The organism is Leisingera sp. ABM4_103, assembly GCF_056158685.1.
This window is the reverse complement of the sequence record NZ_JBSWTU010000005.1, coordinates 3007998-3033972: the sequence shown is the minus strand read 5'-3', so window position 1 is coordinate 3033972 and position 25975 is coordinate 3007998. Positions and strand designations below refer to the sequence as shown.

The following is a 25975-nucleotide window of genomic DNA, read 5'->3' as shown; positions in this document are numbered from 1 at the left end:
GTGGGTGCCGCGCCGGTCAGATGCTCAGCTTCTTGAACACGCCTTCCGGGATGTTGCGGATGATCAGCATGATCAGCCGCCAGACCGGCCGCACATAGACGATGCTTTTTTGCTTGGCGGTGGCATCGGTGATGGCGCGGGCGACTTCCTCGGGCTGGGCGGTCAGCTTTTCCGGCAGGTCCATGCCTTCGGTCATCTGCGTGGCGACAAAGCCCGGTAGAACGGTGACCACATGCACGCCCTTGCGGGCCAGCCGGTTGCGCAAGCCGGACAGAAAGGCGGTAAAACCTGCCTTGGCGGAGCCGTAAACGTAATTGGTGGCGCGGCCGCGGTCGCCGGCAACCGAGCTGATGCCGACCAGTGTGCCGGAACCGCGCTGCTCGAACCGGCTGGCCAGAACCGACAGGATGCTGGCCGGGCCTTCTAAGTTGCTGCGCAGCACGCGCGCCGCGGCGGCGGGGCTGGTTTCGCTCTCGGCCTGCTCTCCCATGAACCCAACCGCGCAGACCGCAATACCCGGCAGCTCAGGCAGCGCGTCGGCAAAGCCCTCGTGATCCTCCAGCGCCAGGGCGTCGAATTCATGCAAGGTGACCGGCACGCCGTGGCGCAGTTCCAGATCGGTCTTCTGAGGGTCCAGATCGTCGGCATTGCGGGCGGCCAGCTGCACCGGGTGGCCTTGCGCAGCATAGGCATGAGCGACCGCCAGGCCGATGTCAGACCGGGCGCCAAGGATCAGAACGGGGGATTTGGTCATAGCGAAAGCCTTTGCGACTGGGCGGACTGGAAGGATGGGTGCAGCCCGGACATCTGCCGCATCCCGGCAAATTCTGCAGCCCTGGGGTCGGCAGCGCGCAGCGTGTCCCGGCTCATCCGGCTATCTTTGGCCAGGTAGAAACGGCCGACGTGGGCTATGGTGATACGGTCGAGCTCCTGCATCAGCGGCAGGCTGCGGCGGTTGACCGGGAAGTCCAGCGCCAGCGTGTAGCCCTCCATCGGGAAGGAAAAGGGGCTGTCCTGCGGCCCCAGCCGTTTGAGCACCGCCAGGAAGGACCCCTGCCCGGCGGCGGAGATCGCCTGCAGAAGCGCGCGCAAGCCCGGCCGCGCGCTATTGAGCGGCAGCACGCATTGGAACTGGGCAAAGCCCTTGCGCCCGTAGATCCGGTTCCAGCCCAAAAGCGCGTCTAGCGGGAAGAAGTAGCTGTCATAGTCGGTGATATGCCGCCCGGCTTTGCGGGCACCCGCCCAGTAATAGGCAGCATTGAATGCGCGCACGGTGAAACGGTTCAGTGCAAAGGATGGGAACACCGGCGGCACGGTGCGCTTGCCTGCGCTGGGGACAGCATAGGGCCGCGCCGCCTGTTCATAGCTGAGATCCTGAAGTCCGGCATGTTCCCCCAGCATAACCAGCGACCGGCCCAGCGTGTCCCCGCCTGCCAGGCAGTCGATCCAGGCAACCGAATAGGTTGCGGCGGCGGAGCGTTCGAAGATTTCGATGGCAGCGTCGAGATTTGCCGCCGGTAGCGTCTCCTGGCGGATCCAGGCAGAGGGCACCCTACGCAGGCGGATGGCGGCCCGAAGGATCACGCCTGTCAACCCCATGCCGCCAGCGGTCCAGTTGAATAACTCGCTGTTTTCCCAGGCAGAGCAGCGGCGGACCGTCCCATCCGCCCCCATAACATCGACCCACTCCAGGCAGCTGCGGAAGCTGCCGTCCTTATGGTGGTTCTTGCCATGCACATCGGCGGCAATCGCACCGCCCAGGGTCACGAACTTGGTGCCCGGCACCACCGCCGGAAACCAGCCGCGCGGCAGGAAGGCAGAGATGATATCGCCGAGCAGAACGCCGCTTTCCGCCACCAGCAGGCCGGTCTTGGCATCGAAGGAGATCATCTTGCTGAAATGGCGCATGTGCAGGGTCGCAGGCACACCGACCGCGCTATCGCCATAGGCGCGGCCATTGCCGCGGGCGATGACAGAGGGGTTTCCGGTGATCAGCCGCTGCAGCTCAGCCTCGCTGCGCGGCGCCAGCAGCTGCGCCTGGGTCACGGGGTAGTTGCCCCAGCCGGACAGCCGCCTCATTCCGCCTCCGCTATTCGGCTGGCAAAAACGAAATGCCGGTCCAGCTGGTATTTCACCGTGTAGCCGATCACCAGCCCCAGTATCGCCCCGGTCTCGCGCGCCGCGTCGGTGCCCCAGGTAAGCCAGAACAGCGTCTCGGTGATCCAGAACACTGCCGTGGTCGCAATCCCTATCACCGAGTACAGCAAAAATGTCCGTCCCTGGTGTTTCAGGCCGCCCTGCTGGTCAAAGAAGATCCAGCGCTTGTCGAGCAGGTATTTGACCACCAGCCCGGCCAGGGTTCCTGCGGCCATGGCGGCGATGAAATAGGCACCGGTCTCCCCCGCCTGCAGCACCGCGCGCTGGGTGGCGAGGTTCACCGCAGTGGCGGCCGCCGCAAATGCGGTGTAGCGGACCAGGAGCTGCTGCAGGGTCATATCGCGCTGCTCCAGACCGCAAAGGAGATCGCGATCAGGAAGCACAACTGGCTGCCGCGGTCGCGCGCCGCATAGACCACCGGGTCGTCCTGCATCTGACCGCGGTGGGCCAGCATCACCGTGCTGGTGATCCAGTAAAGCAGCACGCAGCAAATCCCCCACAGCCCCTGCGGCGTGGTGTACAAACCGGCCACCGCGGGCGAGTTGAGGTAGAGCGCAAGAACCAGCACCGAGACATAGCCCGCGGCGATGGCGATCATCGAGATCACTGGCAGGTCGTCAACATGGTAGCCGCGCCCCTTGGCAGTCAGCTGCTGGCGCTTGGCGCTGTCGACCAGCTCCGCCTGGCGTTTCACAGCGGCCAGCGAAAAGAAGAAGAAGATGGAAAACGCCAGCAGCCAGACCGACAGCGGAATCCCTGTGGCCGCGCCGCCCGCGGCGATGCGGATGGTGTAAAGCCCGGCCAGCAGGCAGATGTCCATCACGATCATCCGCTTGAAATGCAGGGAGTAAGCGGTTGTCATCGCATAATAAAGCAGGATGACTCCAAGGAACAGAAGACCCAGCGGCAGGGCCGCCGCCAATCCGCCCAGAAACAGCGCCGCCGCCATCCAGCTGCCATGCTCGATCGGGATGCGGCCTGCGGCAAAGGGCCGGAAGCGTTTGCGCGGATGAGCGCGGTCGGCGTTCAGGTCCAGCAGGTCATTCACCACATAAACGCTGGAGGCGATCAGGCTGAACGAGAGGAACGCCAGCAGTGACTGCATCAGGGTGACCATGTCCAGCTGATGCGCGGCCAGCATCGGCAGGAAGACCAGGACGTTCTTCAGCCACTGATGCGGCCGCAGCGCCTTAACATAGGCCGACGGTGAAGGCTCCGCCGTCGCCAGATGCTCCGTCTCGGCTGCGGCCTGCTCTGCCTTCTTGCGGAGCGCCGGCGCGGCGTTCACGGTGACCGCCTTGGCCGCAAGCCGCCAGACCGGCAGATCGGCAGGGGAGTCGCCCATGTAGGCAAAACCGCCCGCGCCGAACCGGTCTTGCAGGAACTCCGCCTTGACCGGGCCTTTCAGGTTTTCGGTGCCGGTGGAGCCATGCACCTCGTCAAACAGGTCCACGTGGGCCGCAATCTGATCGGCGATGGACTGGTCGCTGGCGGTCACCAGCGCGGTCTGGCCGCCGCGCTGCCGCCAGTCCCTGACATACTCCATCACCTCCGGGTCATAGGGCAGGCTTGCCGCGTCAATCCGGGACGTGCCGGCCAGATGCCGCTTCAGAGCGGCCCGCCCTTTCAGCAGCGCGACCGCCGCGGTAAGGGGGCTTTTCCAGTCGCGGCCGAAGGACGACCAAAAGCTTTCATAGAGGATATTGCTGCGCAGCAGGGTGCCATCCAGGTCGACGGCGAGCATGCCGGGCTGCCCGGCCGGAAGCGATGAAACTGTCGTCAAATTAAGTCAACCGAAAGAAGGTTTTGTCCCTGCCCCGCTTGTACCAGCAGCTCTGCTTTTTGGCTAGGTGTCAACTTGCCAGCGCCGGAACCGCCTGTTGCACCGATGCCTGCGCCGCAGGTGTTGTCCGGCTCGGGGAATTTCCTGCACGTGCCGGGTCGCATATAACCGGGAAAAAGCTTTGAGGTCTGGCATGACAACTCCTCCACACGCTCCCGGCACGGCGCCTTCACCGGCGCTCGGGCCGGCTTCGCTGCCGCGTGAAACCAAGGTATTCACCCTTGCCGCTGCGGTGATCGTGCTGGTCTCCCGGGCCCTGGCGGCGCTGCTGCTGGAGATCCGCCCCGATCCCGTCCACCTCTCCGAGGCGTACCAGCACCTGCCGGTGCAGCAGCTGCATGACGGGCTGCTGGATGCGCTGATAACCTTGCATTCGCAGCCGCCGTTCTGGAACTTCCTGCTGGGGCTGGCGGCCAAGGCCTGCAATGCGCAGGAGGCCTGCATGATCCAGCTGATCTGGGGCAGTCATGTGCTGCTGACGGTCGTGACCGCAGCCAGCATGTTCGCAGCCCTGCGCCTGCTGACCCCGTCGCGGTGGATGGCCTGGCTGCTGCCGCTGGCCTACGTGCTGTCGCCGGCCGTGTTCTATTACGAGAACTTCATCCTCTATGCCCATTTCACTGCAGCGCTTTTTGCCCTGTCCTGCCTTTGCGTCCTGATGCTGCTGAAAACGCGCCGGACGCTGTACTTCCTGCTGTTCTGTGCCTTTCTGGCGGTCCTGTCACTGACTTGGACGCTGTTTCACCCGATATACATCCTGCTGGTTGGCGGCCTGGTGCTGTACAAGGCCGGTGCCGGACCGCTGCGCGCCGCCATTCTGGCCCTGACGCTGGCGGTGTCGCTGCTGCCATCGGTCAAGAACAAGGCGGTCTTTGGCATTTTCAGCTCGGGCAGCTGGCTGGGTCTGAACGTCTCGCAAGTGGCGCCTGAGCGGATTGAGGGCTGTTCCTTCAAGACCTTTGCCGAGACCCATGGGCTGATCGGCCAGCACGTGGGCAGCGCACTGAATGATCCGCGGATGATCACTTATTCCAAGTCCTGCCTGAAGAAATCGCTGGAGGTGATTTCGGCCAGCCCCCTGCAGTATGCCGCCGGTGTGGTCGTGCGCGCCTCCACCAGCCTGTCGCTGTGGCCGAACGAATACCTGTTCCCGCCGCTCAATTGGGACCGCTTCCCCAAGCTGCCCGACACCCATCGGGTGCTGACCGGAGACAACAAGATCGTGATTGATCCCAGCCTGTCGCGGTTCCTGACCCTGGCGCTGAACCTGTTTGCACTGATCGCGCTGGCGGAGCTTGCCCGCCGGGACCAGGAAGAGGCACGGCGGGCGTTCTTCCAGGTGATGCTGCTGTCCGTGGTCTTGTTCCTGGGGGTGGCGCACGCGGTGAACGGTCCCGAGCAGGAGCGCATGCGATACACGCTGCATCCGCTGTTTTGGGGGCTTTATGCGGTGGTGGTCTTGGAGGCTGGCCGCCGCCTCAGGCGGCTGGCCGGGCGCGCGGGTGCAGAGAACCTGCCTTCGGCAGACGGCTCGCGCTAACCACGGATGAAAGCATGTACCCGAAAGACCTCAGCCGAATGCCACGGGAGGAAGCAGAACGGGCTAGAATGGAACCAGAGAAACCGCTTTAGCGGATCAATCTTCCTGCCTAAATCCGCTTGACTGGGACGCCCCGTTAACGAAGTTCAGACCTTAGTTGGACCTGCCTTCAGATTTGAGGGGATGTCTTCGGTCAGCCGTAGAGGTCTCGTCTTTCAAAATAAAATTCGCCGCATAACCGTGGATTATGATCGAGAGCAGAATGGTTAGAACTGCGATACGCCAAACAGCGTCGATGTCACTGAACTCTGCATGCGTTTGAGCGTAGGCAATGTAGAAAACCGTTCCCATTCCTCGAATTCCGAAGAAGGCCACATTGAAGCGGCTGATCCGATCGCAGTCTACCATAAGCAGAGCAAGTAGTCCTGCGGCTGGCCGGATCACGCAGATTAGAACGACGGCGAAAGCCACCTCGGCCCAGACAAGACCTTCTAGAGCGCCAGCGCTGATGAAAGTCCCGAGCCACAACAAAAGGACTGCGAGCAGAATGGCTTCCAATTGCTCCGCTCCGTGGTGTGCATATTTTTCGTACCCCTCGCCGTCAGTTCCGCGAGAATTGGAGCGCCCAGCGCGCATGGCTACGAAAACCGCCAGAAAGCCGTAACCATCTGCTGCTTCCGCAATGCCGTAACTCAAAAGTGTCGCCGATAGGATGACGACCACGGCGTTCCAAGCACCCTGCGATCCATCTCCGAACGAACTAAATATGATCTTTGAAACAAGCCAGCCTACCGCGTATCCCAATCCTAACCCGACCGTGATGCGATAAAAGACATCAAAGCCAATCCAGTCCAACAGCCAAATTTCGCCTGAAGTCATTTGCCCGGCACCGAGCACGGCGGCATGAATTGAGAGGTAGACAAAGGGAAAAGCCAGACCGTCGTTCATTCCTGCCTCTGCGGTAAGCGCGACCTGCATCGGCTCTTCGTCTTGGCCTGGTGGAGATACTTGAACGGAGCGTGCCAAGACAGGATCCGTTGGTGCCAACGAAGCGGCGAGAAGCAAAGCTCCCGGGATCGAAAGACTTAGGATGTGAAAGCCGCTCAAGCCAACCGCCGCAATCGTTAAGGGCATCGCAATTATGAGAAGCCACCAGGTAGGCTTCCAGTTGCGCCAACTTCCCAGTGTGTCAATTGCTAACCCGGCACCGGCCAGAGAAATGATCACTATCAACTCTGACGCATGTTCGACCACACTGGTTTGCCAACCACCTTTGAGCGGGTTGATTTCTGCCAGTCCAAGCCAACCTGCTAGCGCTCCCAATAGGACGTAGAGCGCAGGCAGATTAACTATCCGATATCGGGACAGCGCCGACTCGAGTGTAAGGCCGAACAGGGCCAGCCCAACGATCGTATAGACAACATCGCGCGGGTCGATCGTATCCAACATATGAACATTCCTAACATGTACCCCGTATCGATGATGCAATTCTGGTTGAGTTGGCGAAGTGCTTTCCTGCGACGTTCAATGGCGGCGTTCTGCAACGGCCGAGGCGAAACCACACAGGTTGACACTGGAGGTTCGCGATGGATAGGCAGATCTTCCGGCGCGCCGTGCGGGGCCTGCTCATGGTGCGCTTACCGACAAGTGCATCAGGCCAACACATCCTCTATCGTCTGCACGACGGCTCGACACTTCGCAAGGTCGGTTGCATCGTGGTGCGGTTGCGCGAAACGACCAGCATCATTATCGAAGTAACGGCCTGTGGCGTCTGCAAATTCGGAAGACGTGGCCGAGCGCACCAAGATGTCTACCCCGATACCTATGTCCTGACCAGCTGTGTTGAAGGCGTCCCGCACCATATTGGTGGCCAGCAAAGAGCCCGGATTGACCGACACAACGACGGGGCCGCTGCTGAGTTCGTCAGCAACAGCGTTGGTCCACATGGTTAGGGCAAGTTTGCTTTGGGCGTAGGCCGCGCCAGCGGAAAGGGAAATCCCGCCGCGCAAAGCCTTGAGGTCGACAGGGGCCTGCGCAGCAGACGACAGATTTACAACACGTCCGCCAGAAGGGATAATCGGCAACAGCGCACGCGTCAGCACATAAGGCGCGATCGTATTCACCGCAAAGCGCATATCAAGACCACACGGCGTGCGCTCCGCGGGGACGTTATAGACGCCCGCATTGTTAATGAGCACATCAAGGTGGCCGTGGTGCTCTCGTATGACACCGGCCATTGCCCTTACCGCATCCAAATCCGATAAATCGGCTCGATGCGTTTCCACCTTCTCACCCAACTCGGCTTGCACGCTCTCCAACTTGGTCGCGCTGCGCCCGTGGATGAGAACTTTGTGCCCTTCCGCCACAAGCGTGCGCGCGGTCGCGAGGCCAATACCGTCGGTCGAGCCAGTGATCATTATTGTTTTCGTATCGGTCATGATGTGTCCTTTCTGGTCTTAGTCGCTGACAGTGTCTTTGTATTTGCCCTCGCCCGTATGGAACCCGGGAAGCAGCTCTTCGGCCAGCCGGTGCAGCGTCTCTTCGATGCTGGCGCGGTTGAAGCGCAAGTTAAGGGCGACGTGGTTCACGCCTGCATCCTGCAACTGCGCAATGTAATCGCGCAGGAAGCTCATACCGGCGCGGAAGCCCAGGTGGATCGGCGTTGGCCGCTCTTCGTCGTCAGCGAGATCCACGTAAAGCGGCTGCATTACCGGTTTGACCATGAGACTTACGTCTGCAACCTGCTCACGCCAGACGCGCACAATGTTCGCCTGCGCCGCTGGATCGCGCGGATAGGTCATCCACCCATCTGCATGCTCCGCTGTCCAGCGGGTGTCCTGACGGGAGCTGCCGGTCACGAGTAGGGGGACGCGTCCGGCTGCAGGTTTCGGCAGCAAGTCGGCACCTCCGTTCAATGAACCGAAGGTGTTTGCGACCGTGGGAAATGGCTCGGCCATATGGCGGATGTACTCGAACGCCTGGCGGAACAGCGCGCCGCGCTGCTCGAAATCTGCCGCCATGGCCGGGTATTCCTCCGGTCGGTCGCCGGACGCAACACCGAGCAGCAGACGCCCTCCCGAAAGGGCGTCCACCGTCGCCGCAGCCTTCGCCACATGCGCGGGATGACGCAGCGGCAAGATGATCGAAGCGGTGCCGAGCGCAATGCGCTGCGTCTTGCCGACGAGCAGGCCAAGATAGGTGAACGGATCGAAGATCTGACCGGCGTCGCCGAACGACGGCACGTTGAAGGGCACATCGCGCACCCAGATGGCCGCAAAGCCAAGCCGGTCGGCAAGCTGCGCCCGCTCGACGTGCCGTTCAAGGGCGGGGACCGAGCTATTTGGATACGCCTCGATCGGCGCCACGAGCCCGATACTCAGCCGGCCGGATCGGAACGTATTGCGAAACCCGCGATTCAAATCGTTGACCTGCGGTTTCTTGCCGCTGCGCGTTTCACGGTCCGAAGTGCATCCGGCGCGACTGATAGGGGGCGCGATACTCCTCAACTTAGGTCATCCTTGCCTTCGATAAGCGCATGGTGGCTGCGCGAGTTCGCGAGGCGCGTCTCAAGATGCGGCCTGTATTCAGGATCGTTCTCGAAAACTCTGGCGGCATCCATCGATGGCCATTCAATAACAATGCGCAGGCCAACTTCGCGGTTGTCCCCTTCCAGAACCTCATGAGTTTCCGTGCGGGCGAGGTATTTTCCGCCGTGCCGGGCAATCACTTTGTTGGCGGTTGGCAGATAGTCCTCGATCCAGTCTTCGTTGGTCGGGGTAACTTCGAGAACAGAGTAGGCAGTCATGGGAATGAACCTCCATCAGGGACGTGTTTGCTATGACCGGTTTCGCCAGTTCAGGATTGCACTGGACGAGCGGTAGAGAGTTCGCGCCGCCCAACGTCTCGAACGCCGGCGGCGCATGGGGCAAACTCGTGCCTAGGCCGTTGTCATCTCGCTCCAGGCGGTGACGATCTTGTTCGCGTCCGGCAGGAACGCAGCTTCGGCCTCGCGCGCGCAAGGAATCGGAACGTCCGGGTGAGCGATCCGTTTTGGCGCGGACTTGAGCATAGTGATATCGTGCTCAGTGACCGAGGCGATGATCTCGCCCGTCATACCGTAGCTCAGGTAGTCATCATCCACGACGATCAGACGTCCGGTTTTTGCGACACTCTTGCCGATCGTTTCGCGATCCAGCGGCACAAGACTCATCAGGTCGACAACTTCCGCACTGACGCCCTGGCTTGCGAGCTGATCCGCTGCTTTCAACGCATTATGAACGCCCATGCCGATACCAACGATGGTGACGTCACTGCCTTCGCGAGCGACCTTCGCCTTGCCGATCTCCACGGTATAGCTCTCTTCAGGGACATGGACCGCGGCAGCGTCTTCGGACCACAGCCAGGCCAGTCCATGAAGCCGCTTGTCGAACATGTAGACAACCGGATTGTCGTCGCGGATGGCCGCTGTGAGCAACCCTTTGGCATCATGGGAATTGGACGGCGAGACCACCTTCATGCCCGGAAAATGCGCGAAGGCGGCATAAGGGCTTTGCGACTGGGTCGCACCGTCGGCGTATCCGCCGCCGGTCCCCGTCATCAGCACCATCGGCACCTTGACCTTTCCGCCCGACAGGAAATGGTGCTTGGCCATCAGGTTGTAGATCGCATCAAAACAGACACCGAAGAAGTCCACGAACATCAGCTCCACGACAGGGCGCATTCCGTCTGCCGCCGCGCCCACAGCAGCACCAATGATCGCGGTCTCGGAAATCGGCGTGTCACGGACACGTTTTTTGCCGAACTCGTCGAGAAGCCCTTGAGTGTTTCCGTAAAGGCTGCCGAATGTACCGACGTCCTCGCCCATGACGAAGACTTTCTCGTCGCGCTGCATCTCCTGTTTGAGGGTTTCAGCGATGGCTTGCGCGCTGGTGAGCGCGCGCTCCTTTTGCGTACTCATTGTATCCTCCTTGAGATTTAGGCTGCAAAGACCGCATCGCGCGCGAATTGCGGCGAGGGATACGCGCTTTCATTGCCAAACTTGACGGCTTGTTCGGCTTTGGCTTTGGCCTCCTGCTCGATTGCATCAAGCTCTTCGGCCGTCGCCACTCCGTCCGCGATCATCTTCTCCCGCATCTTCGGGATCGGATCCTTGCCGCGCTGTTCTTCGAGCTCGCCATCGGGAAGGTAGCTGAAATCATCGCCGACAAAGTGACCTTCCAGGCGGTAGGTTTCAATTTCGATGACTGACGGTCCCTCGCCCCGGCGGGCCCGTTCAATCGCCTCGCCCGAGACGCGAAAGATCTCGTAAGGATCGTTGCCTTCGACATAGTAACCAGGGACGCCGTAGGACGCGGCGCGATCACTGTTCCGTTGAACCGATGTCGAAGTCTTCTTCGGAGTGGAAATGCTCCATCCATTGTCTTCAACCACACAGACGAAAGGCAGCTTCCAGACAGCTGCGAGGTTCATGGCCTCGTGCCAGGCCCCTTCATTCACCCCGCCTTCGCCGATAAAGGCGACAGCAACACCGGGAACGCCCTGAATGCTCCGGCTTAGTGCGGCGCCAACCGCGGGCGCGACGCCTTGGGCAATGATGCCAGAGCAACTGTAGTTCTTTTCGGAATCGATCAGGTGCATGTGTCCGCCCATGCCGCTGGACAGGCCGGTCTCTTTGCCGAAAATCTCTGCTGCCATCATGTTGAGGTCGACTCCTTTGGCGATTGCCTCGTGGTGGGGGCGGTGCGATCCGGTCACCACGTCGCCATCGTTCAGGTGCGCACAGACGCCAACGGCGGTCGGTTCCTGACCATCGCTGCGGTGCATTTCGCCCGGCAGGGGGCCTTTGGAGAAATCCATTTTGGGCTCTTTGCCCTCCATGTAGATCTCGCCAATCGCTTCATCAAAACGACGGCTGGTCACCATCGTCCGATACATCCAAATCTGCTGGTCTTTTGAAGGTTCCATAATTTTCTCCTCTCTGCGGCATGCTCTCCTTTCCGCTGCGTCACCTATGTTGGCAGTTGAGAAGACGGCATAAAGGCCTCAATATTGAGTTCAGTTTTCACAAAATAGATATAATCAAATGGACACAGACAGCCTGCGCCTCTTCGTGCTTTCGGCCGAGATGCTGAACATCAGCGCAGCCGGCCGTACCCTTGGCATGGCGCCGGCCGCGTCGAGCGCTCGCCTGGCGAAGCTGGAGCACGAACTTGGCACGCAGTTGCTGCATCGCTCGACGCGCAAAGTGTCTATCTCGATTGAAGGCGCGGAGTTTTTGCCTTTTGCTCGCGAAATTCTGGCGCAGCACGAGGCGGGTTTGGCAGCTTTGGGACGGGGTAAGCCAAGGATAGCGGGCACGCTGCGCTTCGCAGCCTCGTCCACATTTGCCAAGGAATACATAGCTCCCCTGCTTCCCGAACTTCTCGCACTCTATCCGGATTTGAAGCTTGACCTCCGGCTGTCTGATTTGCCGCTGGATCTTATAGAGGGATCGTTCGATCTGGCGCTGCGAAGCGCGCCTTTGACAGATTCATCGTTCAAAATGCGAAAGCTCGCAGACGATACGCGTATCCTTGTGGCGGCTCCTGGATACCTGGCCGAACATGGATCCCCCGTTACGCCCGACGATCTGGCGGACCATCATTTGATCGGATTCCGCCATGATGCACCACGCCCGCTTCGCGGTCTTGATGGCAAGGAAACCGCCTTTGACCCAGCAGCGGCAGGATGCCGCCTAATCGTCGATGACGGCGCAAGTCAGAGAGCGGCAACAGTTGCCGGAGCGGGAATATCCATGAATTCGCTATGGGGAGTAGACCGCGATCTGCGTGCTGGCAGGCTCGAACGTGTGCTGCCTGACTATGTCATTGATGACCAGGCTGTGCTCGCCCTTGTCTATCCAAAATCAAATGTCATCTCACCGAAGGTACGTGCCCTGATTGATTTCCTTATCGAGCGCATAGGCAGTGACCCGCCATGGCTGCGAGCTTGATTGGCTGATTCAGTAGCGCACTGTCTATTATATCGAAATGACGAAAACTGAACTTCGATGTTCAGGCTTTTGCCGGTAATTTTTCAGGTCATACTTGCAACAGCCGAAGCTGACACAGGAGCACGTCGATGCGCGCGATGATACTCGAGCAATATGGCGAAACTGCACCGTTCAAGGTTGCCGACCGGCCAAAGCCTTCTGCCGCGGAAGGACAGGTCCTGATCCGCATTGCCGCAACAAGCGTCAATACGATTGACACAATGATCCGCAACATGGGGACGGATCTTGGCTTTGCGCCTGCGCTTCCGGCGATCCTTGGCATGGATTTTGCGGGAACAGTCGAGGAGGTAGGCGCCGGTGTTTCGGACTTTAGCATCGGTGATGAGGTCTATGGCTGCGCAGGAGGGCTCGCCGACCTGCAAGGCGCGCTGGCTGAATACATCGCGGCGGATGCACGGTTGATAGCTCATAAGCCGGCCGCGTTGTCCATGCGCGAGGCGGCAGCCTTACCATTGGTTGGGATAACGGCGTATGAGGCATTGAGCCGGGCCGGGCTTTCTCAAGACGATAAAGTCCTGGTTCAAGGCGGATCCGGCGGCGTCGGCAATATCGCTGTGCAGATTGCCAAGCACTGGGGTGCGGATGCGTACGCAACCGACACGGGTCAGAAACGCTTGCAGACCATTCAATCGCTGGGTGCCACCCCGATCGACTTCAAGGCGAAGAGTACGCCCGATCTGGTAGCTGAGTATACAGATGGCGAAGGGTTCGACGTTGTGTTCGACACGGTCGGGGGCGCAAACCTTCCGGGATCTTTTGACGCAGCTAAGCTCAACGGCCATGTGGCGACGACCCTCGCTCTTCAATCTGTCGATCTTACATCCGCGCATCTCAAAGGGCTGTCGATTCACGTCGTTTTCATGCTCATCCCGATGCTTCATGATCAGGGCCGCGAGGCACATGGCACAATCCTGCGCGAATTGGCCAAGATCGCCGATGGCGGAGCCCTCAAACCTGTTGTCGACGTACAGGAGTTTGCGTTCGAGCAGGTTGGTGACGCCTATGCGCGGCTAACCGGAGGCGAGGCAGTGGGCAAGGTCGTTGTCAGCATATAATGGATATCGGACCGCATCGATTTAAAACCAGCGTGTGATGTTCCCAGTGGCCGAAAGGTTGACGTGGGCCCTTCAGCGCCTTGCGCGGACGCTAGCTCAAGCTGTCACTGCCCGTCTGTTGAATTTTAATGTAAGTTCTTACCGGGTCATACCTTAGCTTGGGATCCAGTCCGCAGCGCTAAATCGAGCATATTACGGGCAAGCCCGTACAGCTATGATAAAGACATCGACCAGTTACGCACCGATCAGGAGAAGTGGAGCTCAGCAGCGCTAAACACTGTAGTTGCAATATTGTGTGGCCGGTAGTGCCAATAGCATTGGAAATTTAAAGAACATGTCGGGATCCGGCTCGAAACAAGAATAGTTCTGCTCAGCGGAACAAGATTTCAGGATCCTGACATGCCTTCCCAATACCGCGCATTCAGAGTGCTTTGATGCGGTTCGGCTGACGCGAATAGCAGCCGAACCGCGTCACCTGCCAAGAAGGCCGGATGCTTGCAGTCTTTCCAATCTGAGCTACATCCGTTCACCAACGAAGCTGGTTTCAGCAAGTTTGCACGGGAGCAGACCTGTTCGCCAGCTACGCGGTTCCAATCTCGAGGCGCCTCTCATCGCGGTTATAACTGCACAAGTTCGAGAAATCCGCAGACAGCACGGCGGGGCCAAGCCAAAGGAGACCGATCTATGGAAAGTCTGGCAGCCAACCTTCGTGAAATGACCCGAACGCCCCTGCATCAAAGCCATGTCGACACCTTGAGGGAATTGGGAAACGAACTCACATATTCAGCTGGCCAGATTATCGCCGAAGTCGGCGATCCAATGGACACGTTTCTATACATTCTGGACGGCAGAATTGAAGTGATCGATCCCTACACCAGGGAGGCCTACCTGCCGGACTCCCTCGGGCCAACGCAGTTCCTGGGAGAAATCGCCTTCCTCAGCGGCGGTGCGTATACGCTGCCGATGCGCGCCAAGGAGGATACCCGTGTCATTGCGGTCCCCCGGAATCTGATGCTGGATGCGATGTCCCGCATCCCGGAAATGTCGGACATCGTGATTTCGGTTTTTGCCGCACGCAGACGGCGGCAGATCGAGGATGGGGACAGCTCGCTCACACTCATCGGCGTCGACCAGGACCGCAACATTCGCCGTATTGCCGAGTTTGCGATCCGAAACAAAATCCCTTTCCAGACCTTGGAACTGGGATCGGCCGACGCCGATGATGTCAGGCAAACTTGCCGCCTTATCGGGGAAAAACCAGCCGTGGTATTCGGCCACAACCGTGTCGTTGACGACCCGACGCCGGCTAAGGTTGCGCAGCTTTTGGGCCTTGAGCAGGCATTTGAATGCGATGAAACCGTCGACGTGCTGATTGTGGGCGGCGGGCCAGCGGGCGTGGCGGCGGCGGTCTACGCCGGGGCAGAAGGGCTTTCCGCTGTTCTGGTGGAAGACCTTGCTGTTGGCGGCCAGGCCGGCACATCCAGCCGGATCGAGAATTACATGGGGTTCCCGACAGGCATCTCCGGGGCCGACCTTGTTTGGCGCGGTGAGGTTCAAGCCATGAAGTTTGGAGCTCGCTTCCTCAGGCCCAGGCGCGCCACCCGGTTAGAGCATCGCAAAGACGGCATCTTCTGCGTGACGCTGGATAATGAGCAACAGCTGTGCGCCAGAACAGTTGTCGTTGCAACGGGTGTTCAATACCGGCGGCTGCCCTTGGAGGGGCTAGAGGGATTTGAAGGGCTTGGCATCTACTATGCCGCGACCGAGATGGAGGCGCGTTACTGCAAGGACTCCGACGTCATCGTTGTGGGGGGCGGCAATTCGGCCGGGCAAGCCGCAATGTACCTGTCGCGGACTGCGAAACATGTTCATGTTCTGGTGCGCGGGGATAGTCTGGCCGCGTCGATGTCCGACTACCTGCTGTCGAGGCTGAACGCTGATCCTCGGATCACCATCCACTACCGGTCACAACTCAAGAGCCTGCATGGCGGCGATGCCATGAACAGCGTCACTGTCGACCGCGACGGAACGGATTGGCAGCTGGACTGCCCTGCCGCTTTCATCATGGTCGGTGCGGCTCCCAACACCGGCTGGCTGGCAGACACCTGTCAGCTGGACGAAAAGGGCTTTGTTTTGACGGGCTCTCAGGCTGGAACAACCTCAACCTTTGCAACGTCATGCCCGGGGCTGTTCGCCGTTGGGGATGTCCGTGCCGGATCGGTCAAACGAGTAGCATCCGCAGTTGGGGAGGGTTCCGTCGTAATCTCGCAAGTCTGGGAGCACGTGCAGGAGTGACTGGGCCGCCGCTTAGCGCGGCTTGGACAATCAACCCAGAATACCCTGTTCAAAGAACCTGCGGCCAACCGGATTGATGTCGTAAATTCTAAACTCATTGATTTGGTTAAAGCTGCTGCTCCGGCCTGATCCAGGCTTCTGAATTCCAGGAGGCGTGGTGAGCAGCTTGTTTAGATCGACCGGCGAGCAGACGGCTCGGTTGGGACTCTACTTTCCCAACAGCTATGGTAAGCCACGGTTCGATGACTGGCGGGTGCTGAGCGGAAATTGGCCTAAACAAGCAATTGAGGCGACACTAAAATGCGACAGGTCCAAGATGATGACAGGATGGACCGGAAGTTCGCGGAACGCATTATCAGCAGGTCGCAGGTGTTCGAAAATTTCGAGCTGTCTGACGGGCCGCTGGCAGCGATGGAGTTTCTCCAGGATGGCGGACGGCCGCCGGAGCTCATCTTTCTGGACATCAACATGCCGCCCATTGGCGGGTTCGAATTTCTTGAACAAAACGCCGGTCAGATTCAGGCACTGGATCCGGTGCCTGTTGTTGTCATTGTCAGCACCACGGTCAATCCGGTGGACCTGGACCGCGCCGCCGAGGTCCCATTGATTAAGAAGTTCCTGTGCAAACCCCTGTCGCCAGAGCATTTGTCCCAAGCGGCGTCGCTTTCGCACTGATGCGCCGCGCGCCCCGCAGCCGTCCAAGACACGCGGCCTCGCAGCGTGGGGCCGGTCGTGATGAAGCGGTAGGGCCGGTTCGTCCTAGCAACTGTATTTCTCAGGTGGCCTGAGGCGACCATTTCCGGCACACTTTGACGAGTGCGTTTATGAATGCAACCAGCTCTCGGGCGACCGCAGTGATGATGACCGTGTGCGGTGTTCCCGCGGATCGAAGGCGTTCTGAAAAGGTTTTGAGAACTGGATTGTGATGGCTGGCGACGAGGACAGCCGGTCATGTGTGAACAGGCATGCATGTTTGGATGCCTATAGGGGGTCAAAGCTCCATGCCGATTGACAGCACTAAAGCGTGTCAGGTTCACATGCCGCAAACCAAGTCCTAGTTTAACAATGCCGTTCGACCACTAAGTGACGGACCGTATGGCGTACAGGCAAAGCCCTGGACGGATGCCAGTGCAAGACCAACGCATCAGCCTCGCAATACTGCATGCATACGCATGTTAAATACCCCTGACAGCAATCCGCCCGAAAGGAGACGCGCCCGCACCACGACATATCACATTAGCGGCTCTCCACGGCTTGCGCCGCCGATGTGTCGTGCAAATGAGATTTGCGAGCGCCGTTTCTCAATGCTTGCTTATCGGAGCAGCTTTCCTGGAACCATCACGGCAGCGCAGCTGGATGCGGCATCAAAGGCCACCGCACCACTCAAACCGGACGCAAATTACTGCAATTAAGCAAAAAGCAGACAGAACCGCCACCACCAGGCCGCAGCGGAAATCAGGCCAAGCGCGGGACCCGCCTGCCCCACACGCCAGCCCCTTGCGGCCTGCCGCGCTGCGCAGCCCGGAAACCCGCCGCTTGCCGCAATCGATCCGCTCGAAACGCACTGCCAAGGGGCAGCGCCAGAATCTCACCCTCTTGGAAACTTGCAAACACATGTATATCCTGTTTAGAAGTGCTTCACCGGAAGCACGAAGCGGCATACAGACCGCGCGCAACAGGAGAGACAACATGACTGCAGCCAATGCACTGGACGGTCTGGGCGCCATGATCCTGTCGGGAAAGGTCGAAGTGGTGGACTGCTCCGGCACTTTGGGCCCCGAGACGCCGATCCTGCGCCTTCCAGAGGACTTCGCCAGGAACACGCCCAAGGTCGAAATCCACAAAATCAGCGAATATGACGAGGACGGCCCGTTTTTCGCCTGGAACTGGATGATTCTGGGCGAACACTCGGGCACCCATTTCGACGCCCCGCACCACTGGATCACCGGCAAGGAATACAGCGACGGCTATACCGACACGCTGGACGTGCAGCGCCTGGTGGCGCCGGTCAACGTGATAGACTGCTCCAAGGAGAGCGCCGAAAACCCGGATTTCCTGCTGACCGCAGACCTTATCAGGGCATGGGAGGCAGAGCACGGCGGCATCAGCGAGGGCGAATGGGTGGTGATGCGCACCGATTGGGACAAGCGCGCGCACGACGAACAGGCCTTCCTGAACACAGACGACACAGGCCCGCACAGCCCCGGGCCGACCCCGGATGCGGTCGAATACCTGCTGTCGAAGAAAATCGTCGGCTGGGGCAGCCAGTGCATCGGCACCGACGCCGGCCAGGCCGGCCGCATGGAACCGCCCTACCCTGCCCACAACCTGCTGCACCGCGACAACTGCTTCGGCCTTGCCTCTCTTGCCAATCTGGACAAGCTGCCGCCCAAGGGCGCGCTGCTGATTGCGGCCCCGCTCAAGATCAAGCGCGGCACCGGCAGCCCGATCCGGGCCCTGGCCCTGGTGCCGCGGAGCTGAGCCTGGCGGGCACCGCGCCCCACATGGCGCCCGGACCGGCATCAACGGCCGGGCAGCCGGCCCGGCCTGAAGCCGGCAGGAAGGATGAATGCATGACGACAGAAAAAACCGCCCCCCCGCACGCACCTGCAGAAGAGAGAAAACCCTTGCCGCGGCTGGGGGAAATTGGACTGGAAAACTTTCCGCCCTACCTGATGAACCGCATCATGGGCCGCTACAACGCCGCCCTGCGGGAGGAAATGGCCGCACACGGGCTGACCACCGCCAAGATGCGCACGCTGGCGGTTCTCTCGGTGCTGGACGGGCTGCTGATCCGCGACCTGTCCGTTTATGCTGTGGTGGAGCAATCCACCCTCAGCCGCGCCCTTGACGCGCTGGAACGCGACGGCCTGATAGAGCGCAAGTCAGATCCCGACGACAACCGCGCCACCCGCATCTTCATGACCAGAAACGGCCGGGAAACCCACGAGGGGCTATGGCCGCATGTGGCAGAGGCCTGCACGCAGATGTTCAAGGGCATCGAGCCGGACGAACAGCGCGCCTTTACCGCCACGCTGCAGAAGATCCTGCGCAACGTGCGTGTGAACCAGTTTTGACCCCGGAAACCTCTCTCTGGGAAATCCACGGAGGCGCAAATGGCCGAACGATCATTCAAGGCTGAGGTTGAGCATCTGCGGAAGGGGGCGGGCAGCACCTTCACCGGTGAGGGCATCCTGGCCATCACCAAGGCTCTTCTGGAGAATGGGGTGGGATATGTCGGCGGCTATCAGGGCGCGCCGATCTCGCATCTGATGGATGTGCTGGCCGATGCCGAGGAGCTATTGGGCGAACTCGGCGTGCGCTATGAGGCCAACGCCTCGGAAGCCGCCGCCGCGGCGATGCTTGCCGCCTCCGTCCACTACCCGATCCGCGGTGCGGTTACCTTCAAGGGCTCTGTCGGGGTCAACGTGGCGTCCGATGCTCTGGCCAACCTCGCCTCCTCGGGCGTCACCGGCGGCGCGCTGGTGATCGTGGGTGAGGATTACGGCGAAGGCTCTTCGATCATGCAGGAGCGGTCTTACGCCTTTGCGATGAAGTCGCAGTTCTGGCTGCTGGACCCGCGCCCCAACCTTCCGTCGATCGTGAAATCGGTGGGCGACGGCTTTGCCCTGTCGGAGGCGTCCAACACACCGGTGATGATGATGGTGCGGATCCGCTCGTGCCATGTGACCGGCAGTTTCGAGTGCCGCGACAATATGCGCCCGCCGCTCACTGTGCGCGACGCGCTGGCCAATCCGCAGCGCGATTTCAAACGCGTGGTCCTGCCGCCGATGTCCTATCAGCATGAGCACGACAAGATCGAAAACCGCTGGCCCGCGGCGGAGAAATTCATTCTTGAGAACGGGCTGAATGAACGCTTCGGACCGCAGGACGGCAAAGTCGGATTGATTTGTCTGGGCGGCATGTACAACAGCGTGATCCGCGCACTGCAGCGGCTGGGGCTGGCCGATCTCAGCGGCAATACCGAGGTGCCGCTTTACGTGATGAACGTGGCCTACCCGCTGGTGCACGGCGATCTGCTGGACTTCTGCGCGGGCAAGGACGCGGTGCTGATGGTCGAGGAGGGCCAGCCGGAGTTCATCGAACAGCAATTGGGCAACATGCTGTTCAAGGCGGGCAGCCAGACCAAGCTTGAGGGCAAGGGCATCTTCCCCAAGGCGGGCGAATACACCGGAAAGGTGATGATGGACGGGCTGGATGACTTCTTCCGCAAATACGCCGCCCACCTGCTGCCCGGCCAGGTGCGCGCCCCCAATGCGCCCGCGCCCGAGATCCCGGATCTGAGCCAAACCGTCCCGATCCGCCCGCCGGGGTTCTGCACCGGCTGCCCGGAGCGGCCGATCTTTGCCTCGATGAAGCTGGTCGAGCAGGAACTGGGCAAGCACCAGATCTCCGCCGACATCGGCTGCCACCTGTTTGCCGCGCTGCCGCCGTTTGAAATCGGCGGGCAGACCATGGGCTACGGGCTGGGCCCAGCCTCCAACGCGGCTTTTGACGGCGGCGGCGAGAAGCGGGCGATCTCGATCCTGGGCGACGGCGGCTTCTGGCACAATGGCCTCAGCACCTCGATCGGCAACATGGTGTTCAACAAGTCGGACAGCGTGGCGATCATCGTCGACAACTACTATTCGGCCGCGACCGGCGGGCAGGACATTCCGTCGAGCCGCGCCAAGAACGCCAGCAAGTCGACCAACAACCCGATCACCAAGGCGCTGGAAGGTGCCGGCGTCAAATGGATCCGGCAGATCGACCGGACCTATGACGTCACACAGATGCGCGCCACCATCCGCGAGGCGCTGACGACCGACTACGACGGCCCCAAGGTGATCGTCGCCTCCTCGGAATGCATGCTGAACCGGCAGCGGCGCGAGAAGCCGCAGCGCAACAAGGCGATCAAGGACGGCGCGCGGGTGGAGATCCCCCGCTTTGGCGTCGATCAGGACGTCTGCACCGGCGACCACGCCTGCATCCGGCTTTCGGGCTGCCCGTCGCTGTCGCTGAAGAAGCTGGACGACCCGCTGCGCGACGACCCGGTTGCGCATATCGACCAGACCTGCGTCGGCTGCGGTAACTGCGGCGAGGTGGCCGATGCGGCGATCCTCTGCCCCTCCTTTTACGAGGCGCGGGTGGTGCATAACCCCTCCGAGCGGGAGCGCCGCCGGGCGGGCCTGCGCAGCAAGGTGATCGCTTGGCTGCAGGCACGCCGCAGCGCCCGGCAGCTCACCTTCGCCGGCGAAAATGCGGGGGAGGCCGCCTGATGACGTTGGAACTGCCCATCAACCCGCAAGGCAGCCAGCCCGCAGCCGCCGAGGTGATCAAGCTCGCCATCCTCGCCGTTGGCGGCCAGGGCGGCGGGGTGCTGACAAGCTGGATCGAGGCGCTGGCCCGCGCTGAAGGTTACCACGCGCAGGCCACCAGCGTCGCGGGCGTGGCCCAGCGAACCGGTGCGACGATCTACTACATCGAGATGGCGCCGGGCCCGGTCGAGAACCCGGTGTTCTCTCTCGCGCCCGCGCCCGGCGACGTCGATATCATGATCGCGGCGGAGATGATGGAGGCCGGCCGGTCGATCCTGCGCGGCTTTGTGACACCGGACCGCACCACGCTGATCGCCTCCACCCACCGCGCGCTGGCAGTGTCGGAGAAGATGGTGCCGGGCGACGGCATGGCGGATGCTTCCGAAGTGCGCGCAGCAGCGGAGACCGCGGCGCGCAAGCTGGTGATGGCCGACATGGAGCGCGCCGCCACCGGGGCCGGATCGGTGATTTCCGCCTCGCTTTTTGGTGCGCTTGCAGGCTCCGGCGCCCTGCCCTTCCCGCGCTCGGCCTTCGAAGATGCGATCCGCGCCGCTGGCAAGGGCGTGGAGCCCAGCCTGCGCGCCTTTGCCGCCGGCTTCGATCTGGCGCAGCAGGGCGAGCCGCGGCCCGCGGAAGCCCCCGCGCAAGCCACCCCCGCGCAACCGCGAGGACCCGCGGCCAAGCTGCGCAAGTGGCAAAAGCTCGCCGCGCGCGTGGCGGAAATGCCGGAGGCGGTGCAGGAGATGGCCCTGCCCGGCCTGCAGAAAGTGGTGGAGTTCCAGGACCTGGCCTATGGCCGCGAATACCTCTCCCGCCTCGGCGAGGTGCTGGCGCAGGACAATGCCGAGCAAGGTTATGAGCTGAGCCGCGAGGCTGCGAAATACATCGCCAATGCAATGGCCTATGACGACGTGATCCGGGTTGCCGACCTCAAGACCCGTTCCAGCCGCTTTGGCCGGATCGAGAGCGAGATGAAGGCGGACGGCAAGCTGATGACGCTCACCGACTACCTGCACCCGCGGGCCGAGGAGATCGCGAGCCTCCTGCCCGCCGGGCTGGGAGCAAGGGTCGAGGCCAGCCCGCGGAAGATGGCGCGGCTGGAGAAACTCTTCGGCAAGGGCCGCCGCATCCGCACCGACAGCCTGCGCGGCTTCCTGATGCTCTACGCGCTGGGCGGGCTCAAGTTCTGGCGCCGCCGCACTCTGCGCCACGCGCAGGAGCAGGCGCATCTTGATCAGTGGCTTGCCACCGCGCTCGGCCACCTGCCGCACAGCTATGGCATGGCGGTGGAGGTGATCCGCTGCCGCCGCCTGATCAAGGGCTACTCCGACACCCACGCCCGGGGCCTTTCCAAGTTCGACAGGGTACTGGCGGGCGCGGCACTGGTGGCCGACCGCGAAGACGGCCCCCAATGGGTCGCCCGCCTGCGCGAGGCCGCCCTGCAGGACGAAAAGGGAGAGGCCCTGGACGGGGCAATAAAGACGGTGGAGAGCTTTGCGGCATAACCGCAGCCGGCCGCGGACGTCTTTTCCGGCTGTCCGCGGCCGCAGAAAGCCCGAATCACTTGCCCTCTCAGGCCGCGCCGAAGCCGCCGCACGAAGAATTTTTATGCGTTTACATATAAACTTACTTGAAGCTTAAAACTTCATGCTTGAAGGTGAGACAGCCTAAACCTAGGCTTTTCCCACGGCGTCCGGAATAACAAGGGACTGCAAACCGCCCGGTCCGCGCGCCGCCACACAGCCAGGGAGACCGACATGACCATCCGCAGATTTGCCGCAGCCGCCCTTCTGGGGGCTACTACACTCGCCGCCGCTTCCGCGCAGGCCGGGGAGGTCACGCTGAAAGCGGTGACCGCCTTTGCCACCGGGACAACTTTTTCCCGAGATTTCGAAGCGTTCGTTGATTGGGTGAACGAAAACGGCGAGGGAGTCGTTCAGATCGACCTGCTCGGCGGCCCCGAAGCCGTGCCGCCCTTTGAACTGGGCAATGCGGTGCAGGCGGGGATCGTCGACATCGCCAACAACACCACCGCCTACTACCCGAACCTGCTGCCCGCAGGCGACGCGCTGCACCTGGCGCAGAACACCATTCAGGACCAGCGCGCCAATGGCTGCTACGAGTTGATCGACCAGATCCACCAGGACCAGATGGGTGTGAAATACCTCGCCCGCGTGGGTGATCACATGAATTATCATCTATATTTGACCAAGCCGCTGGAGGGGCCGGATCTGACCGGCCTGACCATCCGCACCACGCCGGTCTACCGCGCCATGTTCGAAAAACTGGGCGCCACCCTGGTGCGCACGGCACCGGGCGAGGTCTATACCGCGCTGGAGCGCGGAGCGATCGACGGTTACGGCTGGCCCAGCCAGGGCGTGCTGGACCTCGGCTGGCACGAGCAGACCGCCTATCGCGTCGATCCTGGATTCTACCAGGTGGACGTGAACTTCCTGGTGAATCTCGACAGCTGGAACGGGCTCAGCGATGAGCAGCGCGCCCTGCTGGAACAAGGCGCCGCCTGGATCGAGGAGCAGAACGCCGAGAACATCGCCCGCAACGAGGCCGAGGCCAAAGCCCAGGCCGATGCCGGGATCAAGACCATCACCCTGGAGGGCGAGAACGGCAAACTGTGGAGCACGACCGCCCAGGCCGAAGGCTGGGGCGAAGTGACGAAGACAGACCCGCAGCTGGCACAGCAGCTGCAGGCCTGCCTGCTCAAGTGACGGGACCGGGGCGGCCTGGTGCCGCCCCGAAATTTTCCCCATGATCCGCTTTGACCGCAGCTTCGGCACCCTGCTCACCGGCCTGGCCGTGCTCAGCGCTGCCATCCTCGCCGCAATCACCCTGGTGATCCCGCTCAATGTCCTGTTGCGCAACCTTGGACTGCCGGTGATCTACGGCGCGCTTGATGCCATCGAATACGGGCTGATGGCTGCAGCCTTTCTCGGCGCGCCCTGGGTGCTGCGCCAGAATGCCCATGTGCAGGTCGACCTGGTGACCCACGGCCTGCCGCCGCGCGCCCGCCGCAAGGTGGTGCTGGCCGCCTGCCTGCTGGGCGCCGCCACCTGTGCCGTCTTGGGATGGGCCGGGATGCAGGCGCTGATGCAGTCCTTCGCCCGCGGCTCCATGGTGCGCACCGCCTTCACCTTTCCCGAATGGTGGACGCTGACGGTGCTGCCGCTGTCGATGGCGCTGTGCACGCTCGAATTCCTGCGCAAAATCTTCTGCCCCGCGACGGAAGACACGCCGCTCTCCGGTCTTTGAAAGGACTGCCGATGGATTGGATCCTCACCCTATCGCTGATGCTGGGCGGCCTGGCCGGGCTGCTGCTGATCGGCCTGCCGGTGGCCTTTGCCTTCATCACCGTCACCATGATCGGCGCGTACGAGGTGCTGGGCGGCGACCGCGGCCTGCTGCAGCTGGCGCGCAACGCGACCCAGTCGGTGGCCAATTTCCAGATGGCACCGATCCCCCTGTTCATCCTGATGGGGGAAATCCTGTTCCAGACCGGCATCGCCCACCGCGCCATCGATGCGATCGAGCGGGTGGTCACACGGGTGCCCGGGCGGCTGTCGGTGGTCACCGTGTTCGGGGGCACTATCTTTGCTGCCCTGTCCGGATCGACTATCGCCAATACCGCCATGCTGGGGTCGACCCTGATGCCAGGGATGCTGCAGCGCGGCTATCACCCGACCATGGCAATGGGGCCGATCATGGCCTCGGGCGCCATTGCCATGCTCATCCCGCCGTCAGCGCTGGCGGTTCTGGTCGGCAGCCTGGCGGGGATTTCCATCGCCGGCCTGCTGGTGGCGGGTGTCATGCCTGCGCTGCTGCTGGCCGCGGCCTTTGTGGTTTATATCGTGACCCGCAGCCTGCTCGACCCGAAGGCGGCACCGCCCGACGATCTGCCGCAGATGACCCTGGGACAGCGCTGGCGGCCCTTCCTGATCTATGTGGCGCCGCTGTCGCTGCTGTTCGCCGTGGTGATCGGCAGCCTGCTGCTGGGGTTCGCAACCCCAACGGAGTTTGCCGCGCTCGGCTGTCTGGCCGCGCTTGCCACCGGCGCCGCCTACCGGTCGCTGTCTTTTGAAAAAGTTGGCAGGGCGCTGATGGAAACCGTGAAGCTGTCGGTGATGATTTTGTTCATCATGGCCGCCAGCCAGACCTTTGCCCAGGTGCTATCTTTCAGCGGTGCCACTAATGGGCTGATCAAGGCTATCAACGCGGTGGATCCGACCCCCACCACAGTGCTGGTCGGCATGATCGTGATCCTGCTGCTGCTTGGCTGCTTTGTCGATCAGGTCTCGATGCTGATGGTGACCGTGCCGGTGTTTGTGCCATTGGCAGCGCAGATGGGCATCAACGAGCTGGTGCTTGGTGTTGTCTATCTGCTGACCATGGAGATCGGCCTCTTGACTCCACCCTTCGGGCTATTGCTCTTCGTGATGCGGGGGGTCGCCCCCGAGGGCATCGGGATGAAGCATATCTATGCCGCTGTCACGCCCTTCTTGGTGATCAAGCTGGCTGTGCTGGCACTGATTGTGTGGCAGCCCGCCGTAGGCACATGGCTGCCGGGGCTGATGACGAAATGAGATTGCAGGCCGACACAAGTGCTATGTTTCAGACTTGTTGGCAGGGTGGGTTCACATGTCCGTCGTCAGAGATTTTGGGACAGATGGCCGCCTGAGCTAAGAGAGGGTCTGACTCATCTGG

The 25975-nt window shown here is 61.5% G+C and carries 22 protein-coding genes; 12 read left to right on the top strand and 10 right to left on the bottom strand.

From position 1 onward, the window contains the following. Nucleotides 1-16 precede the first annotated feature (16 nt). Genes ACXAED_RS16645 through ACXAED_RS16630 form a run of 4 tightly spaced genes read right to left on the bottom strand, consistent with a single transcriptional unit; the run spans nt 17 to nt 3901 of the window. On the bottom strand, nt 17-754 hold the full coding sequence (locus ACXAED_RS16645; RefSeq protein ID WP_475051536.1) for an SDR family oxidoreductase: 738 nt from the start codon (nt 752-754) through the stop codon (nt 17-19). Beyond that, nucleotides 751-2079, bottom strand: coding sequence for an FAD-binding oxidoreductase (locus ACXAED_RS16640; RefSeq protein ID WP_475051534.1), 1329 nt, complete (start codon nt 2077-2079; stop codon nt 751-753). Before ACXAED_RS16640 ends, ACXAED_RS16645 begins: the two co-directional genes overlap by 4 nt. Beyond that, complete coding sequence (locus ACXAED_RS16635) at nt 2076-2495, bottom strand: GtrA family protein (RefSeq protein ID WP_475051532.1); 420 nt, start codon at nt 2493-2495, stop codon at nt 2076-2078. Before ACXAED_RS16635 ends, ACXAED_RS16640 begins: the two co-directional genes overlap by 4 nt. Then, entirely contained in the window at nt 2492-3901 is a 1410-nt protein-coding gene (locus ACXAED_RS16630) for a UbiA family prenyltransferase (protein WP_475051530.1), read from the bottom strand. Before ACXAED_RS16630 ends, ACXAED_RS16635 begins: the two co-directional genes overlap by 4 nt. A 232-nt stretch (nt 3902-4133) precedes the next feature. Here ACXAED_RS16630 and ACXAED_RS16625 point away from each other — a divergent pair, with 232 nt between their 5' ends. After that, nucleotides 4134-5540: a hypothetical protein gene (locus ACXAED_RS16625; protein ID WP_475051528.1), complete on the top strand. Its 1407-nt coding sequence runs from the start codon at nt 4134-4136 to the stop codon at nt 5538-5540. Nucleotides 5541-5693: 153 nt separating this feature from the next. On the opposite strand, the gene ACXAED_RS16620 is transcribed toward ACXAED_RS16625, so the two are convergent. The 6 genes from ACXAED_RS16620 to ACXAED_RS16595 form a co-directional block, all read right to left on the bottom strand. After that, nucleotides 5694-6989, bottom strand: coding sequence for a cation:proton antiporter (locus ACXAED_RS16620; protein WP_475051526.1), 1296 nt, complete (start codon nt 6987-6989; stop codon nt 5694-5696). A gap of 203 nt (nt 6990-7192) precedes the next feature. Next, nucleotides 7193-7978 carry an SDR family NAD(P)-dependent oxidoreductase gene (locus ACXAED_RS16615; protein ID WP_475051523.1) on the bottom strand — a complete coding sequence of 262 codons (786 nt, stop codon included), beginning with the start codon at nt 7976-7978 and terminating at the stop codon, nt 7193-7195. Between the two features lie 18 nt (nt 7979-7996). Continuing rightward, on the bottom strand, nt 7997-9046 hold the full coding sequence (locus tag ACXAED_RS16610) for an LLM class oxidoreductase (protein WP_475051520.1): 1050 nt from the start codon (nt 9044-9046) through the stop codon (nt 7997-7999). Next, nucleotides 9043-9345, bottom strand: coding sequence for a DUF1330 domain-containing protein (locus ACXAED_RS16605; RefSeq protein WP_475051518.1), 303 nt, complete (start codon nt 9343-9345; stop codon nt 9043-9045). Before ACXAED_RS16605 ends, ACXAED_RS16610 begins: the two co-directional genes overlap by 4 nt. A 132-nt stretch (nt 9346-9477) precedes the next feature. Continuing rightward, nucleotides 9478-10497 (bottom strand): alpha-ketoacid dehydrogenase subunit beta, encoded by a 1020-nt coding sequence (locus ACXAED_RS16600; protein ID WP_475051516.1) that lies wholly within the window; start codon nt 10495-10497, stop codon nt 9478-9480. 17 nt (nt 10498-10514) lie between these two features. Further along, nucleotides 10515-11504, bottom strand: coding sequence for a thiamine pyrophosphate-dependent dehydrogenase E1 component subunit alpha (locus ACXAED_RS16595; protein ID WP_475051514.1), 990 nt, complete (start codon nt 11502-11504; stop codon nt 10515-10517). 118 nt (nt 11505-11622) lie between these two features. Between ACXAED_RS16595 and ACXAED_RS16590 the strand changes: the two genes are divergently transcribed. The 11 genes from ACXAED_RS16590 (at nt 11623) to ACXAED_RS16540 (ending at nt 25854) form a co-directional block, all read left to right on the top strand. Beyond that, nucleotides 11623-12531: a LysR family transcriptional regulator gene (locus ACXAED_RS16590; protein WP_475051511.1), complete on the top strand. Its 909-nt coding sequence runs from the start codon at nt 11623-11625 to the stop codon at nt 12529-12531. Nucleotides 12532-12659: 128 nt separating this feature from the next. Continuing rightward, nucleotides 12660-13646, top strand: a complete 987-nt coding sequence (locus tag ACXAED_RS16585) for a zinc-dependent alcohol dehydrogenase family protein (protein WP_475051508.1) — start codon at nt 12660-12662, stop codon at nt 13644-13646. Nucleotides 13647-14330: 684 nt separating this feature from the next. Continuing rightward, nucleotides 14331-15941, top strand: coding sequence for an FAD-dependent oxidoreductase (locus ACXAED_RS16580; protein WP_475051505.1), 1611 nt, complete (start codon nt 14331-14333; stop codon nt 15939-15941). A gap of 300 nt (nt 15942-16241) precedes the next feature. Continuing rightward, nucleotides 16242-16616: a response regulator gene (locus ACXAED_RS16575; RefSeq protein WP_475051502.1), complete on the top strand. Its 375-nt coding sequence runs from the start codon at nt 16242-16244 to the stop codon at nt 16614-16616. Nucleotides 16617-17630: 1014 nt separating this feature from the next. Then, nucleotides 17631-18422, top strand: coding sequence for a cyclase family protein (locus ACXAED_RS16570; RefSeq protein ID WP_475051500.1), 792 nt, complete (start codon nt 17631-17633; stop codon nt 18420-18422). A gap of 92 nt (nt 18423-18514) precedes the next feature. Continuing rightward, the gene (locus tag ACXAED_RS16565; protein ID WP_475051497.1) at nt 18515-19018 is read left to right on the top strand and encodes a MarR family winged helix-turn-helix transcriptional regulator; all 504 of its coding nucleotides are present in this window, start codon (nt 18515-18517) and stop codon (nt 19016-19018) included. Nucleotides 19019-19057: 39 nt separating this feature from the next. Next, nucleotides 19058-21220: a thiamine pyrophosphate-dependent enzyme gene (locus ACXAED_RS16560; RefSeq protein ID WP_475051495.1), complete on the top strand. Its 2163-nt coding sequence runs from the start codon at nt 19058-19060 to the stop codon at nt 21218-21220. Then, nucleotides 21220-22764, top strand: coding sequence for an indolepyruvate oxidoreductase subunit beta family protein (locus tag ACXAED_RS16555; protein WP_475051493.1), 1545 nt, complete (start codon nt 21220-21222; stop codon nt 22762-22764). Before ACXAED_RS16560 ends, ACXAED_RS16555 begins: the two co-directional genes overlap by 1 nt. A 252-nt stretch (nt 22765-23016) precedes the next feature. Then, nucleotides 23017-23985: a TRAP transporter substrate-binding protein DctP gene (gene dctP / locus ACXAED_RS16550; RefSeq protein ID WP_475051491.1), complete on the top strand. Its 969-nt coding sequence runs from the start codon at nt 23017-23019 to the stop codon at nt 23983-23985. Nucleotides 23986-24025: 40 nt separating this feature from the next. After that, nucleotides 24026-24526 (top strand): TRAP transporter small permease, encoded by a 501-nt coding sequence (locus ACXAED_RS16545; RefSeq protein ID WP_475051488.1) that lies wholly within the window; start codon nt 24026-24028, stop codon nt 24524-24526. Nucleotides 24527-24537: 11 nt separating this feature from the next. Then, complete coding sequence (locus ACXAED_RS16540; RefSeq protein WP_475051485.1) at nt 24538-25854, top strand: TRAP transporter large permease; 1317 nt, start codon at nt 24538-24540, stop codon at nt 25852-25854. The last annotated feature ends 121 nt before the right edge of the window (nt 25855-25975 follow it).

What these genes read in the sequence shown, in the direction of transcription:
- ACXAED_RS16645 (WP_475051536.1), bottom strand. Translation starts at nt 754, where the DNA reads ATGACCAAATCCCCCGTTCTGATCCTTGGCGCCCGGTCTGACATCGGC.
- ACXAED_RS16640 (WP_475051534.1), bottom strand. Translation starts at nt 2,079, where the DNA reads ATGAGGCGGCTGTCCGGCTGGGGCAACTACCCCGTGACCCAGGCGCAG.
- ACXAED_RS16635 (WP_475051532.1), bottom strand. Translation starts at nt 2,495, where the DNA reads ATGACCCTGCAGCAGCTCCTGGTCCGCTACACCGCATTTGCGGCGGCC.
- ACXAED_RS16630 (WP_475051530.1), bottom strand. Translation starts at nt 3,901, where the DNA reads ATGCTCGCCGTCGACCTGGATGGCACCCTGCTGCGCAGCAATATCCTC.
- ACXAED_RS16625 (WP_475051528.1), top strand. Translation starts at nt 4,134, where the DNA reads ATGACAACTCCTCCACACGCTCCCGGCACGGCGCCTTCACCGGCGCTC.
- ACXAED_RS16620 (WP_475051526.1), bottom strand. Translation starts at nt 6,989, where the DNA reads ATGTTGGATACGATCGACCCGCGCGATGTTGTCTATACGATCGTTGGG.
- ACXAED_RS16615 (WP_475051523.1), bottom strand. Translation starts at nt 7,978, where the DNA reads ATGACCGATACGAAAACAATAATGATCACTGGCTCGACCGACGGTATT.
- ACXAED_RS16605 (WP_475051518.1), bottom strand. Translation starts at nt 9,345, where the DNA reads ATGACTGCCTACTCTGTTCTCGAAGTTACCCCGACCAACGAAGACTGG.
- ACXAED_RS16600 (WP_475051516.1), bottom strand. Translation starts at nt 10,497, where the DNA reads ATGAGTACGCAAAAGGAGCGCGCGCTCACCAGCGCGCAAGCCATCGCT.
- ACXAED_RS16595 (WP_475051514.1), bottom strand. Translation starts at nt 11,504, where the DNA reads ATGGAACCTTCAAAAGACCAGCAGATTTGGATGTATCGGACGATGGTG.
- ACXAED_RS16590 (WP_475051511.1), top strand. Translation starts at nt 11,623, where the DNA reads ATGGACACAGACAGCCTGCGCCTCTTCGTGCTTTCGGCCGAGATGCTG.
- ACXAED_RS16585 (WP_475051508.1), top strand. Translation starts at nt 12,660, where the DNA reads ATGCGCGCGATGATACTCGAGCAATATGGCGAAACTGCACCGTTCAAG.
- ACXAED_RS16580 (WP_475051505.1), top strand. Translation starts at nt 14,331, where the DNA reads ATGGAAAGTCTGGCAGCCAACCTTCGTGAAATGACCCGAACGCCCCTG.
- ACXAED_RS16575 (WP_475051502.1), top strand. Translation starts at nt 16,242, where the DNA reads ATGCGACAGGTCCAAGATGATGACAGGATGGACCGGAAGTTCGCGGAA.
- ACXAED_RS16570 (WP_475051500.1), top strand. Translation starts at nt 17,631, where the DNA reads ATGACTGCAGCCAATGCACTGGACGGTCTGGGCGCCATGATCCTGTCG.
- ACXAED_RS16565 (WP_475051497.1), top strand. Translation starts at nt 18,515, where the DNA reads ATGACGACAGAAAAAACCGCCCCCCCGCACGCACCTGCAGAAGAGAGA.
- ACXAED_RS16560 (WP_475051495.1), top strand. Translation starts at nt 19,058, where the DNA reads ATGGCCGAACGATCATTCAAGGCTGAGGTTGAGCATCTGCGGAAGGGG.
- ACXAED_RS16555 (WP_475051493.1), top strand. Translation starts at nt 21,220, where the DNA reads ATGACGTTGGAACTGCCCATCAACCCGCAAGGCAGCCAGCCCGCAGCC.
- dctP (WP_475051491.1), top strand. Translation starts at nt 23,017, where the DNA reads ATGACCATCCGCAGATTTGCCGCAGCCGCCCTTCTGGGGGCTACTACA.
- ACXAED_RS16545 (WP_475051488.1), top strand. Translation starts at nt 24,026, where the DNA reads ATGATCCGCTTTGACCGCAGCTTCGGCACCCTGCTCACCGGCCTGGCC.
- ACXAED_RS16540 (WP_475051485.1), top strand. Translation starts at nt 24,538, where the DNA reads ATGGATTGGATCCTCACCCTATCGCTGATGCTGGGCGGCCTGGCCGGG.